At 70.7% G+C, this 11838-nt stretch carries 10 protein-coding genes; 3 read left to right on the top strand and 7 right to left on the bottom strand.

Annotated elements, in window-relative coordinates:
- Positions 1-54: 54 nt before the first annotated feature.
- The 7 genes from paaA to HBB12_RS32145 form a co-directional block, all read right to left on the bottom strand.
- Positions 55-1056, bottom strand: a complete 1002-nt coding sequence (paaA, locus tag HBB12_RS32175; RefSeq protein WP_236993145.1) for a 1,2-phenylacetyl-CoA epoxidase subunit PaaA — start codon at positions 1054-1056, stop codon at positions 55-57.
- A 201-nt stretch (positions 1057-1257) separates the two neighbouring features.
- The gene (locus tag HBB12_RS32170; RefSeq protein WP_236993144.1) at positions 1258-2187 is read right to left on the bottom strand and encodes a PaaX family transcriptional regulator C-terminal domain-containing protein; all 930 of its coding nucleotides are present in this window, start codon (positions 2185-2187) and stop codon (positions 1258-1260) included.
- A 376-nt stretch (positions 2188-2563) separates the two neighbouring features.
- A complete protein-coding gene (locus HBB12_RS32165) occupies positions 2564-3940 on the bottom strand; it encodes an amidohydrolase family protein (protein ID WP_236993143.1) in 1377 nt (458 codons plus the stop codon).
- Entirely contained in the window at positions 3937-4815 is an 879-nt protein-coding gene (locus tag HBB12_RS32160; protein ID WP_236993142.1) for a polysaccharide deacetylase family protein, read from the bottom strand. The genes HBB12_RS32165 and HBB12_RS32160 overlap by 4 nt, the downstream gene beginning before the upstream one ends.
- A 339-nt stretch (positions 4816-5154) precedes the next feature.
- Positions 5155-5982: an ABC transporter substrate-binding protein gene (locus HBB12_RS32155; protein ID WP_442919389.1), complete on the bottom strand. Its 828-nt coding sequence runs from the start codon at positions 5980-5982 to the stop codon at positions 5155-5157.
- Positions 5983-6017: 35 nt separating this feature from the next.
- Positions 6018-6788, bottom strand: coding sequence for an amino acid ABC transporter ATP-binding protein (locus tag HBB12_RS32150; protein ID WP_236993141.1), 771 nt, complete (start codon positions 6786-6788; stop codon positions 6018-6020).
- Positions 6785-7642, bottom strand: a complete 858-nt coding sequence (locus HBB12_RS32145) for an amino acid ABC transporter permease (RefSeq protein ID WP_236993140.1) — start codon at positions 7640-7642, stop codon at positions 6785-6787. Before HBB12_RS32145 ends, HBB12_RS32150 begins: the two co-directional genes overlap by 4 nt.
- Positions 7643-7942: 300 nt before the next feature.
- On the opposite strand from HBB12_RS32145, the gene HBB12_RS32140 reads away from it, so the two are divergent.
- The 3 genes from HBB12_RS32140 (at position 7943) to HBB12_RS32130 (ending at position 11821) form a co-directional block, all read left to right on the top strand.
- Positions 7943-8833 (top strand): LysR family transcriptional regulator, encoded by an 891-nt coding sequence (locus HBB12_RS32140; protein WP_236993139.1) that lies wholly within the window; start codon positions 7943-7945, stop codon positions 8831-8833.
- A 258-nt stretch (positions 8834-9091) separates the two neighbouring features.
- Positions 9092-10480 (top strand): hypothetical protein, encoded by a 1389-nt coding sequence (locus HBB12_RS32135; RefSeq protein WP_236993138.1) that lies wholly within the window; start codon positions 9092-9094, stop codon positions 10478-10480.
- A 12-nt stretch (positions 10481-10492) separates the two neighbouring features.
- Positions 10493-11821, top strand: coding sequence for a hypothetical protein (locus tag HBB12_RS32130; RefSeq protein WP_236993137.1), 1329 nt, complete (start codon positions 10493-10495; stop codon positions 11819-11821).
- Positions 11822-11838: the final 17 nt, after the last annotated feature.

Below are 11838 nucleotides of genomic sequence, written 5' to 3'. Positions count from 1 at the left end.
CCTCCCGGGATGCTTGTGTCTCGGGCAGGCCGGGGGCCGCCCATTGTTCCCCGATCACTCGGCGGCGACGGCCATGGCGGAGCGGCGCGCCGCCTTGTCCGCATGGGCCTTCAGCCCGTCGCGGAACCAGGCGCCGTCCTCCCAGGCCTTCACCCGCGCTCCCAGCCGCTCGCGGTTGCACGGCCCGTTGCCGGCGATGACGTCGAAAAACTCGCTCCAGTCGGGCTCGGAGAAGTCGTAGCCGCCCTTCTCCTCGTTCCAGCGCAAGTTCTCGTCCGGGACCGTCAGGCCGAGATGCTCGGCCTGCGGCACGGTCTGGTCGACGAATTTCTGGCGCAGCTCGTCGTTGGTGTTCATCTTGATCCTCCAGGCCATCGACTGGGCCGAATGGACCGAATCCTTGTCGGAGGGCCCGAACATCATCAGCGCCGGGTACCAGAACCGATTGAGGGCGTCCTGCGCCATGTGCTTCTGCGCTCGCGTGCCGCGCGCCATCGTCCTCATGAGGTCGTAGCCCTGGCGCTGGTGGAAGCTCTCCTCCTTGCAGATCCGGATCATCGCCCGGCTGTAGGGCCCGTAGGACGTCCGCTGCAGCGGCACCTGGTTCATGATCGCCGCGCCGTCGACCAGCCAGCCGACCGCGCCCATGTCGGCCCAGGTCAGGGTCGGGTAGTTGAAGATCGACGAATACTTCATCTTGCCGGCGTGGAGCCGTTCCATCAGCTCGTCGCGGCTGACGCCGAGGGTCTCGGCGGCGCAGTAGAGGTAGAGCCCGTGGCCGGCCTCGTCCTGGACCTTGGCGAGCAGGATCGCCTTGCGCTCCAGCGTCGGCGCCCGGGTGATCCAGTTGCCCTCCGGCAATTGCCCGACGATTTCCGAATGGGCATGCTGGCCGATCTGCCGGATCAGGGTCTTGCGGTAGCCCTCGGGCATCCACTCCTTCGGCTCGATCTTCTCGCCGCGGTCGATCCGTTCCTGGAACGCGCGCTCCTCGGCCGACATCTCGTCGAGCCCGCGGACACGGGTGCCGTCCGTCTTCACCAGCTGCGCATACATGCGACACCCTCCCGTCGGAACGCGGACCCCGCCCCCTGGCACCGCCACCCTTTTCTCATTCGGGCAGCGACCGTGACGGCCGGTCCGAGCATTTGCCCGATTGTCTACCATCGAAAGCATCACACTGCAACGCCATTTTTTGGATTTGATGTGATGTCTCGATCCGACGCCGCCCGCCCGCGGACGAGCCCCGGCGGTGGGTCAGGCCTCGTCGCGGATCCGGCTGAGGGAGGCCGTCCGGCCGACCGTCTCCGCCGTCTGCGCCGGCAGCCGCTCGTCGCCGGCCAGGAAGTGGTGCCCGACATGGCGGTCGGCGGCGGGCGAGAGGCGCAGGTAGAGGTCGGCAAACAGCCGGCGGGCGCGGTGCCCGCTCCAGTCGGGCGGCAAGGTCGCGGCGGGCAGCCGCGCATCCCGGAGCGCCGCGTGACGATAGGCATGGACGAGCAGCAGCCGCAATTGCAGCGCTTCCTCGTCCGTCGGTCGGGCCCCGGCATCGAGCGCATCCGCGATTCCCGTGAAGGCCGCCAGGAAGGCGTCGTAGGCCGCCGCGAAGACGGCGAGGTCCCAATGCGCGGCGACGAGGTCCGCGAGCCTCGGGCTCGGCGCGGTGCCGGCCTCAAAGACCACGAGGGCGGGATCCGCCGGCCGGTGACGGGCCGGTCCGAGCAGCCAGTGCGGCCCGAGCCGGACGAACCCCGCCCGTTCCAGCGACGGCCCGGCCTCGCCGGCCTGGTCGAGCCCGAGCCAGACGAACAGCCACCCGGGCTCGGATTGCGGCGCGAACAGGGTCCGGGCGGCGGACAGGAACTCGCGCCGCGCCGCCTCGGTGAGCCGGTAGAAGCTGCGCCGGCCCTGGCGCTCGCCGGTGAGCTGCCCGGCCGCCACGAGCCGCGACACGGCGGTTCGCACCAGCGTCTCGCTGATGCCGACCATCCGGCCGATCTCGACGATGTTGCCCATCCACAGCCGGCCGCCGCGCGGCTCGACCACGTCGCCGTAGAGGGTCACGATGAAGCCGCCGGAGCGCAGCGGCAGCCTGTCCAGGAGGTGCGCGATCAAGCCGCGTGAGGTCGGGGCCTCTCCCCGGGCCTCGCCGTTGCGATCCGCCGAGGACCCGCGCGCGTCGCTCACGAAGGCCCCCCATCCTCGACCGAAGCGGAAACGAGCCCAGCGCCTTACGTCGAAACCCCTGGCCGCACAACCGGGCGGCCGGGCGGGCCATCACACGTGCCGACGCGTACTGCTCGACTCGTTCGACGAGAACAGACCAAGAGAACATTTTTCATTAAATACGTGAGATAAGGCGGAAAAAACTCTATCATCTCACCCCATCCTGAGGCGTCAGTCGATTGTAGATCGACTGCCCTCGAAGGAGGGCCCTAGAAGTCACATGGCCATCTGGAGCCCTCCTTCGAGGATCACTCCGTTCGCACCTCAGGATGAGGTCAATGGGCAGGATTTCTATTATTTCTAATTCTTGATTATCATCTTGCTCTCAAGCAGGCCCTCACTCCTCCTCGAACGCCGCGCGGGCCTCCGGCAGGTCCCAGATCCGCGCGACCGCCGCCGCCCCCTCGCGGACGATGCGCGCCTCGTCGCCGTGGCGGTAGCGGCCCTCGTCGACGAGGATCCGGCCGTCGACCATCACCTGGGCGATGTCGGCGCGGTTGGCCAGCGCGATCAGGCCGCGCAGGGGATCGTGCAGCGGCTGGAGGTGCGGGTGCATCATGTCGACCACCGTCAGGTCGGCGGCGGCGCCGGGCGCGATCACCCCGAGGTCGGGGCGCCGGATCGCCGCGGCGGCTTCTCCGGTCACGGCGTCGATCAGGGTGGCGGAATCCGCGACATCGGCCCGGCCGGCGGCGATCTTCGAGATCAGCGAGGCGGCGTTCAGCTCGCCGAGCAGATCCATGTTGTAGCCGTCGGTGCCGACCAGCGTGCGGATGCCATGGGCGGCGAAGCGACCGAGCGCGGCGGTGCGGCCGGCCCGGGCGAAGACCCGCGGGCAGTTCAGCACCGTGGCGCCCCGCGCCGCCATCAGGCGCAGGTCGTCGTCGGTACTGGCGATGCAATGGGCGGCGAGCAGGTCCGGCGCCAGGAGGCCCAGCCAGTCGAGGTACTCGGCGGGGCTGCGCCCGTCGTGGCGCGCACGAATCGTCGCGACCTCGTCGTCGCTCTGGGCGAGGTGGGTGGTGATCGGCACGCCGAGTTCCCGCGCCCGGGCGGCGCAGGCGCGCAGCAGGTCCGGGCCGCAGGTATCGGTGGCGTGCGGGCTCATGGCGAGCCGGATGCGGCCCTCTCCCCTGCCCTCCCAGCGGGCGTGGAGCGCGTTCCAGGCGGCGAGGTCGGCCTCGCCGTCGTCGCCGGCGTAAGTCACGCGGCCATCCGGCCCGGCCTTGGCGTCGGCGGTCGAGAACAGGTAGGGCGCGCCGTAGAAGCGCAAGCCCATCTCCTCGGCCGCCTCGAACATCTCAGGCAGGCCGTTGCGGAACGGCTCCATCACCGTGGTGGCGCCCCCCTTGAGGAGCTGCAGGATGCCGAGCTGGGCGATGCTCAGGCGCTCCTGCGGCGACAGCAGGGTGAGCGCGGTCTTCGAGAGCGGCAGCAGCACCGTGTAGACGATGCTCCTGCCGCCTTTTCGGCCTCGGCCGTCCTCGGTGTGGGAGCGGGCGATCGCCTCGCTGAAGCAGTGGTTGTGCAGGTTGAGGAGGCCCGGCAGCACGAAGCGGCCGGGCCGGTCGAAGGTCTCGTCGGCGGCCGGCCGGTCCGGCGTGACCGCGGCGATGCGGTTGCCTTCGACCAGGACCCAGCGGTCGCGCACGACATGGGGACGGCCGTCCCGGCGGGTCAGGACCCAGGCGCCGAAGATCGCGACCGTCGTCACGCCGCCCTCTCGTGCGTCAGGAAGTTCCCGGCGATCGCCTCGCCGGTGGTGATCCAGAGATCGGGGCAGCCTTGGGCGTAGGTCAGGAACTCGCGCAGCAGGCGCAGCCGCATCGGCCGGCCGCTGCATTGGGGATGCAGCACCGTCGTCACCATCGCACCCCAGTCGCGCACCTCGTCGAGCTCGTCCTTCCACAGCGACAGGACGTGCTCCTTGGGAAAGATCGAGCGCGGGCTGAACCGGGTCGAGAGCCCGTGCATCCAGTCGTCGTAGCTCGCCGTCACCGGTAATTCGATCGGGCCGGGCGTGCCGTCACGCAGCACGTGGCGGTAGGGCCGCACGTCGTCGCGGAACGACGAAGTATAGACGATGCCGTGCTTCACCAGAATCTTGCGCAAGCCTTCCGTGAACTCGCCGTAGGGGGCGCGGTAGCCCGTCGGCACCACGCCGAGGCGCCGCTTCAGGGTCTCGAAGCCGCGCTCCACCTCCTCCTCCATGAAGGGCGCGCCCGGATCGGGCATCAGGTGGTGGTAGCCGTGATGGCCGATCTCGTGGCCCCCCCTCAGGATCGCCTCGGCCATCGCCGGATAGGCATCGACCGCCCAGCCGGTGATGAAGAACGTGCCCTTGAGGCCGAGCTGGTCGAGGAGTTCGAGGAGCTTGGGCGTTCCGACCCGGGCCTCGTAGGCGCCGTAGCTCATGGTGACGAGGCGCTCGGCATGGCCCGCATCCTTGCTGGTCCAGGCGCTCTCGGCATCGACGTCGAAGGAGAGGAACATCGCCGACCGGTACGGGGTGGGCCAGGGATAGTCCGGGGCCGGCGGGGCGAGGTTGGCGGGGGCGACCGGGATGCTGTCGAGGGCGGCGCGGTTCATGGGCGGTCTCGTGGGGGTGGCGTGTTTCAGAGCACCGGCGTCGAAAGGTTCGCGGTCTCCGGTGCGGCAGGGCTGTCCGGGCTTGGAGGCGCAGGCTTCTCCTCTCCCCGCGGGCGGGGAGAGGGCCGTGTCTCTGTTCAAGAGACACGGCAAGCGGAGGCGAAGCCGGAGCGAGGGTGAGGGGGTCTCGACGAGCGAGACTCCTCCGACACCACCCCCTCACCCTCGCCCTACGGGCTTGCCGCTCCCCCTGGACGGGGGATCAGCCCTCTCCCCGCCCGCGGGGAGAGGGGAAACCCGCGCTCTATCGTGTGGGAGACATTCGGTGATCGTGAGCGGCTACTTCGCCCCGTTGATCACCGCCTTGTCGACGCCGTTCGCCGTGAGCTTCCATTTCTCCAGGAGCGCCTTGTACGCCCCGTCGGCGATCAGCGCGTCGAGGGCGCCGGCCATCGCCTGCTGCAAGCCGGTCTCCTTCACCGGAATCGCGATACCGGTATATTGAGAGGCGATCGGCGTGCCGATGGCCATGTAGGTGTCGGGCTCGAGCCCCATCACGTAGGGCAGCGTCTCGTTACCCTGCACGGCGGCGTCGATGCGGCCCTGCTTGAGCTGGGTGCGGGCATCGGCCGAGCCTTCCGTGCCGACGAACACCACCGGATTGTCCTTGCAGTGCTGCTCGCTCCAGGCGGCGATCTCGCGCGGGAACGAGGTGCGCCGGCTCGCTCCGGCCTTCTTGCCGCAGAGCGAGGACATGTCCTTGAACTCGGCCTCGCGGGCCTTGCGGACGAAGAATTGCGGGCCGCTGCGCAGGTAATCGACGAAGGTCGCGGTGTCGTGCCGGGTGGGTAAGTCGGTCATGCCCGACAGGATCGCGTCGACCCGGCCCGTGCTCAGCGCCGGCATCATCTGGTCGAAGCTCGTCTCCTGCCAGGCGAGCTTCACCCCGAGCTTCTTCGCCAGGGCGTCGCCGAGATCGACGTCGAAGCCGGTGAGCTGGCCGGTCTCGGGGCTCTTGAACTCCATCGGCGGGTAGTTCGGCACGATCGCGACCTTGAGCTTGCCGCTCTTGACCACGTCGGGCGGCAGGGCGGCCTTGGGGGCGTCCTGCGCCGCGGCCACAGTGGCGGACAGGCTCATGAGACCGATCGCGATCAGGCGCTTCACAAAAAATCTCCTCGTGAACTCGAAAAAACGGACTCTCAGCCGATGACCGCCGAGAGGAAGCTGCGGGTGCGGGCTTCGCGGGGACCGCCCAGGACCTCCGCCGGCGTGCCCACCTCCACGATGCCGCCCTGGTCCATGTAGACCACGGTATCGGCGACCTCGCGGGCGAAGCCCAGCTCGTGGGTGACGACCATCATGGTCATGCCCGACCGGGCGAGCTCGCGCATCACCGCCAGCACCTCGCCGACGAGTTCGGGGTCGAGGGCCGAGGTGGGCTCGTCGAACAGCATCAGCCGCGGCTTCATGGCGAGCGCCCGGGCAATCGCCACGCGCTGCTGCTGCCCGCCCGACAGCTGGGAGGGATAGTTGCCCGCCTTGGCGGCGAGGCCGACGCGGGCGAGCAGCGCCACCGCCTCGTCCCGCACCTCCGCCGGCCGGCGGCCCTGGACCTGGATCGGCCCCTCGGTGACGTTCTCCAGCGCCGTCTTGTGCGGGAAGAGGTTGAAGCGCTGGAACACCATGCCGGTCCTGAGGCGCTGGCGCGCCACCTCGCGCTCGCTCAAGGCGTGGAGCCGGCCGCCGGATTCGCGCATGCCGAGCAAGTCGCCGTCGAGCCAGATGCCGCCGGCATCGATCCGGGTGAGCTGGTTGACGCAGCGCAGGAGCGTGGTCTTGCCCGAGCCCGAGGCACCGATCAGGCACATCACCTCGCCGGAGCGGACATCGAGGGAGACGTCGTCGAGGGCCTTGAACGTGCCGAACGTCTTCGAGACGCGGCGGATGGCGACGAGGGGTGGCGCGCTCATCGGGCGATCCTCGCAGCACCGCGGGAAAAGCGGCGCTCCAGCAGCATCTGCAGCGGCGTCAGGACCGAGACCACCAGCAGGTACCACAGGCCGGCGACGATCAAGAGTTCGATGACCCGGGAATTGGCGTAGTAGATGTTCTCGGCGGCGTGCAGCACCTCCGGATACTGGATCACGCTGGCGAGCGAGGTCGCCTTGACGAGGCCGATGAACTCGTTGCCGAGCGGCGGTAGCACCACCCGCATCGCCTGGGGCAGGATGATGCGATGAAGCGCCTTCAGCCGGCCCATGCCGATCGCCTGCGCCGCCTCGTACTGTCCGGCATCGACCGAGAGCAGGCCGGCGCGCATCACCTCCGAGGTATAGGCGCCCTGATTGAGCCCTAAGCCCAGCAGGGCGGCAAGGAACGGCGTCATCACCTCGACCGACTTGACCGTCCACAGGCCCGGGATCCCGATCACGGGGAAGACGAGGGCCAGGTTGAACCACAGGAGCAGCTGCAGGATCAGCGGCGTGCCGCGAAACAGCCAGGCATAACCGGCGGCCACGCCCTTCAGCACCGGGTTGGGCGAGAGCCGCATCACCGCGACGACGAGGCCGAGCGCGATGCCGAGGCCCATCGCCAGCACCGCCATCACCAGGGTGTTGACGATGCCGTGCAGGATCACCGGAACGGTGAGGAAGCGGCCGACGTAAGCCCACTCGATCTGGCCTTGCGCGAAGGCGCGCCCGATCAGCGCCAGGACCGCCAGGATCAGCGCGGCGGCGATCCAGCGGCCCCAATGGGTCCGCCGCGCGGTCGGCAGGCCGGTGAGGTCGGGAAAGCCCTCGGCGAGACTGCGTCCGCTCGTCATCGATCCTCCGTCGTCGCTTGCACGCTTCCAAGCCCTGCCTTGATCGAGCCCTGCCAGGATCATGCCGGCTCGATCACGCCGGCCCGGAAGGCCGGGACGCCGGTCCGGTGCGTTGGGCCTGTCCCATCCGGGCTGCCGCTTCGGTGACGGGACATCGTGACCTCTGAGTGGGCATTACGATTAATTTATAAGCATTAAACTATTCCGTCCGACCTTCGGAACCCAATCATGCATATTCCTTACGCCTCCACAATTGCAAGGCTTATGATAAATTCCGCGCAACTATAATGTGGAGTGATGATGAACCTGCGGCAGCTCGAGATCCTGCGGGCGGTGGTCCGGCATCGCACCACCCTGGCGGCGGCCGAGGAGCTGGCGGTGTCGCAGCCGGCGGTGAGCAACGCCCTCAAGGCGATGGAGGCGCAGGTCGGCTTCCCGCTGTTCGACCGCATCAACAACCGGCTGTTTCCCACCGCCGAGGCGATGACGCTCTACAAGGAGAGCGAGGCGATCTTCGCCCTCCACGCCAAGCTCGAAGGCCGCCTGCGCGACCTGCGCGAGAACCGGCACGGGCATCTCGCCCTCATGGCGACGCCGCCGCTGGCCTACGGCCTCCTGCCCCGCGCGCTCGCCGCCTTCGTGCGCGCCCGGCCGCAGACGCGGCTGTTCTTCGACGTGCGCCGCTACGAAGGCGTGATCGAGGGCGTGACCGGCCGAGTCGCGGAACTCGGCTTCGCGCTTGGCCTGTCGAACCATGTCGGCCTCGCCCACGAGGTGGTGCACCGGGGCGAGATGGTCTGCGTCATGGCCCCCGACCATCCCTTGAGCCGCGAGGCCGCCGTCACGCCGGACGACCTCGCGCGCCACCCCTTCATCGGGCTGGAGCGCGGCACCCGCCTCGGCGAGGCGGTGCGGGACAGCTTTTCCCGCGCCGGGGTACCGTTCGGCGCGACCGTCGAGGTCCGCTACTGCAACACCGCCTGCGTGCTGGCCGGGGCGGGCGTCGGCGTCGCGGTGGTCGATCCGTTCTCGCCCTCGCAAGGGGGAGCGCACCCGGTGGTGGTGCGCCCGTTCGTGCCGCGAACGCCGGTGGAGGCCTTCATGCTGTGGTCGGAGGCCGAGCCGCTGTCGCGGCTGGCGCAGGCCTTCCTGGCCGAGGTGCGGGCGGCGGCGCGCGGGCCCTCATCCTGACGCTCGGCCCGCAGGTCCGGGCCGTCTTGCCGGCCACCTCCGATCGCGACTCATCCAGCAGATCGGGCTGCGTCCGGCTGGACCGGCCGGCGAAGGGCGCTTCGGTGACGGCTCCGATCGGCGAAGCAGACTTCACCCCGGACATCGCCCCTCTGCATAAAAATCCTTTTAAATCAGATATTTGACCAATGGCACAGCGCTTGCGCAAGCCCTCTCGACCACCGCCGGCCCCGCGGCGGAAGGTCGGGAGACTGGCCCATGGCAAGCCGCCTTCTCGCCTACGACCCGGAACTCGAGACCTTCGAGGGCGAGACCGCCGCTCCGCCGCCATCCGGCCACGGGCACTTGCGCGAGATGGCGCGGGCGACGGCGCTTCTGGAGCTGCGCGACGCCCCGGCCCTCCACTCCTTCCTGCACGAGGCCGCCCGTGAAGCGGCCCGAGCGGAGAGGATGGCGGGGTCGCCCGACGCGCTCGCCGCCGCGGTCCGGCAGATCGAGGCCATGCTCGTCGCCGCGCTGCGGGCGACGCCGCCGCGCCAGCGCCTCGGACCGTTCGGCGCCACGCTGGGCAGCCGCCTCGTCGCGCTGGCGGGCTCCCGCTTCGGCCTGGAGATGGAAGGCCTGAGCCGCGAGGACCAGGAATTCCAGATCGCCCGGCGCCTCGTGCGCTTCGTCGCGGCGGCCTTGCGCGGCGCGGCGCGCGATGTCGGGCCCGATCCCGAGGCAGCCGCGCGCCGGGCGCTCGCCGCCGCGGCGGCGCGGCTCGCCCCAGGCCTGGTCCACTCCCTCACCCCTCCCCTTGCCTCTCCCCCGCCGGGGCTCCCGGGCCGCGCCCCGGCACCCGCGCGGACGATCGGCGTCCCGCCCGCACCACCCGGGCGCCCTTCCCTTTCCCACCGCCCGCCGCCGGCGAGGCGATCATCGCAGGAGGCTGACATGCACAACATCGACCGCAACATGCTGGAGTTCGGCCACGAAGGCGAGACCTTCGAATCCGAGCAGTTCGAGTGGCCGCAGGGAGAGACGGAGTACGGCCAGGCCGAAGGCTGGTTTGGCGAGTACCAAGGCGAAGGCGAAGGCGAAGGCGAAGGCGAAGGCGAGTGGGGCTACGAGGTCTTCTCCGAACAGGAAATGATGGAGCTCGCCGGCGAGCTGCTCGAAGTCCAGAGCGAGGAGGAGCTCGACCAGTTCCTCGGCAAGCTCATCCGGAAGGCCGGCCAGGCGGTCGGCAGCGCCATCCGGTCCCCGATCGGCCGCGCCCTCGGCGGCGTGCTCAAGGGCGTGGCGAAGAAGGCCCTGCCGCTCGCCGGCACCGCGCTGGGCACCGCGGTCGGCGGCCCGCTCGGCGGCATGATCGGGCGGGGGCTTGCCAGCGCCGCCGGCTCGGCCCTCGGCCTCGAACAGGAGATGATGGCGCAGGAGGATCGGGAATTCGCCGGCGCGACGCAGTTCGTCAAGCTCGCCGGCCAGACCGTGCAGCAGGCGGTGGATGGCGGCGGCGACCCGCGCCAGGTCGCGCAGGCCGCGGCGCGCGAGGCGGCGCGCCGGCACGCACCGGGCCTTCTCGCGGCGCGGCGCAGCGCGGGCGGCGGCCAGTCCGGCCGCTGGATCCGGCGCGGCACCCGCATCGTCCTTCTCGGCGTGTAGGCGGGCACCGCCATGGCCTTCGCGCCTCCCCTTGCGCCGCCCCTTGCCCCCTTGGCCCGCGCGATGCTGCGCCAGGAGGCCCGAGCCCTGCTCGGGCGCCTGGCGCGGATCAAGCCCTTCGCGCTCCAGGAGACGATGCTGCCGGCGGCGGCGTTGCTGCCCCGCGCGCAGAGCGCCGTCGAGCGGTTCCTCGTCGCGGGGCGGCGCGAGCTGCGCAGCCTGATCGAGGGCTACCTCGCCTGGATCGACGGGCCGGCGGGGGGCGCGGCGACGACCGAGGAGGCGCATCGGCGCTTCGTGATGCTGCGGCTGCGCTTCAACGTCGTGCTGACGCAGTTCGACCTGTTCGCGGACGTCATCACCCAGCGCAGCGAGGCGGAGACCGGCGTGTGGCTCGGCGGCCTCGACGTCCTGGCGGGCGACGCCCTCGCCTTGCCGGGCGCCTACGAGGCGCCGCCGATCATCTGCTACCTCGACCGCGACGTCGGCGCCGCCATCCGGCGCGCCCGCACCCGCCTGCCCGGCGGGGGCGACAACCCGGTGGCGATCGTGCGCATGCCGCGCGAGCGCATGGTGGGCAGCGGCATCGCCTCGTCGCTGGTCCATGAGGTCGGCCACCAGGCCGCCGCGCTCCTCGATCTCGTGCCCTCGCTGCGGACGGCGCTGCAGCACAGGCAGCGGGGCGCCGAGGCCGAGCGCCTCGCCTGGGGAATGTGGGAGCGCTGGATCTCCGAGATCGTCGCCGACCTCTGGTCGGTGGCGCGGGTGGGGGTCGTGTCGACCATGGGCCTGATGGGGGTGGTGGCCCTGCCGCGTCCCTTCGTCTTCCGGCTCAACCTCGACGATCCGCATCCGATGCCTTGGCTGCGCGTCAAGCTCAGCGCGGCGATGGGCGAGGCGCTCTACCCCCACCCGCAATGGCGGCGCCTCGCCGCCCTGTGGGAGGGCTATTATCCGCGGGCGGGCGTGCCGCCCCAGATCGGCGCCGTGATCGCCGCGGCCGAGAGCACCATGCCGGCCTTCGTCGCGCTGCTCGCCGATCACCGCCCGCCCCGCCTGCGCGGCGCGTCCCTGCGCGAGGCGCTGGACCTCGGGCCGCGCCAGCCCGCGCGGCTCGCCGCACTCTGGCGGGCCTGGAACGCCGCGCCGGCGGGCCTCTACCGCGCCCGGCCGGCCCTCGTCCTCGCCGTGCTCGGCCAGGCCCGCGCCGACGGCCGGCTCGACCCCGAGGACGAGGCGGCACTGATCGCCAAGCTGCTCACCTTCTGGACCCTGCGGGCGACCGTGAACACCGCGGCCCTGTGCGCCGGGACCGCCGCGCCGCCCGCCCGCGCCGCCTGACCCCGAGATGCTGCGAC

Origin of the sequence: Methylobacterium sp. SyP6R (assembly GCF_019216885.1) — a bacterium.
In the GTDB taxonomy this organism is placed as follows: domain Bacteria; phylum Pseudomonadota; class Alphaproteobacteria; order Rhizobiales; family Beijerinckiaceae; genus Methylobacterium.
This window is presented reverse-complemented; position numbering and strand designations above follow the sequence as displayed.

Excerpts from the sequence above, each read along its gene's own strand:
- paaA (WP_236993145.1), bottom strand. The coding sequence starts at position 1,056 with ATGTATGCGCAGCTGGTGAAGACGGACGGCACCCGTGTCCGCGGGCTC.
- HBB12_RS32160 (WP_236993142.1), bottom strand. The coding sequence starts at position 4,815 with ATGAACCGCGCCGCCCTCGACAGCATCCCGGTCGCCCCCGCCAACCTC.
- HBB12_RS32150 (WP_236993141.1), bottom strand. The coding sequence starts at position 6,788 with ATGAGCGCGCCACCCCTCGTCGCCATCCGCCGCGTCTCGAAGACGTTC.
- HBB12_RS32145 (WP_236993140.1), bottom strand. The coding sequence starts at position 7,642 with ATGACGAGCGGACGCAGTCTCGCCGAGGGCTTTCCCGACCTCACCGGC.
- HBB12_RS32140 (WP_236993139.1), top strand. The coding sequence starts at position 7,943 with ATGAACCTGCGGCAGCTCGAGATCCTGCGGGCGGTGGTCCGGCATCGC.
- HBB12_RS32135 (WP_236993138.1), top strand. The coding sequence starts at position 9,092 with ATGGCAAGCCGCCTTCTCGCCTACGACCCGGAACTCGAGACCTTCGAG.
- HBB12_RS32130 (WP_236993137.1), top strand. The coding sequence starts at position 10,493 with ATGGCCTTCGCGCCTCCCCTTGCGCCGCCCCTTGCCCCCTTGGCCCGC.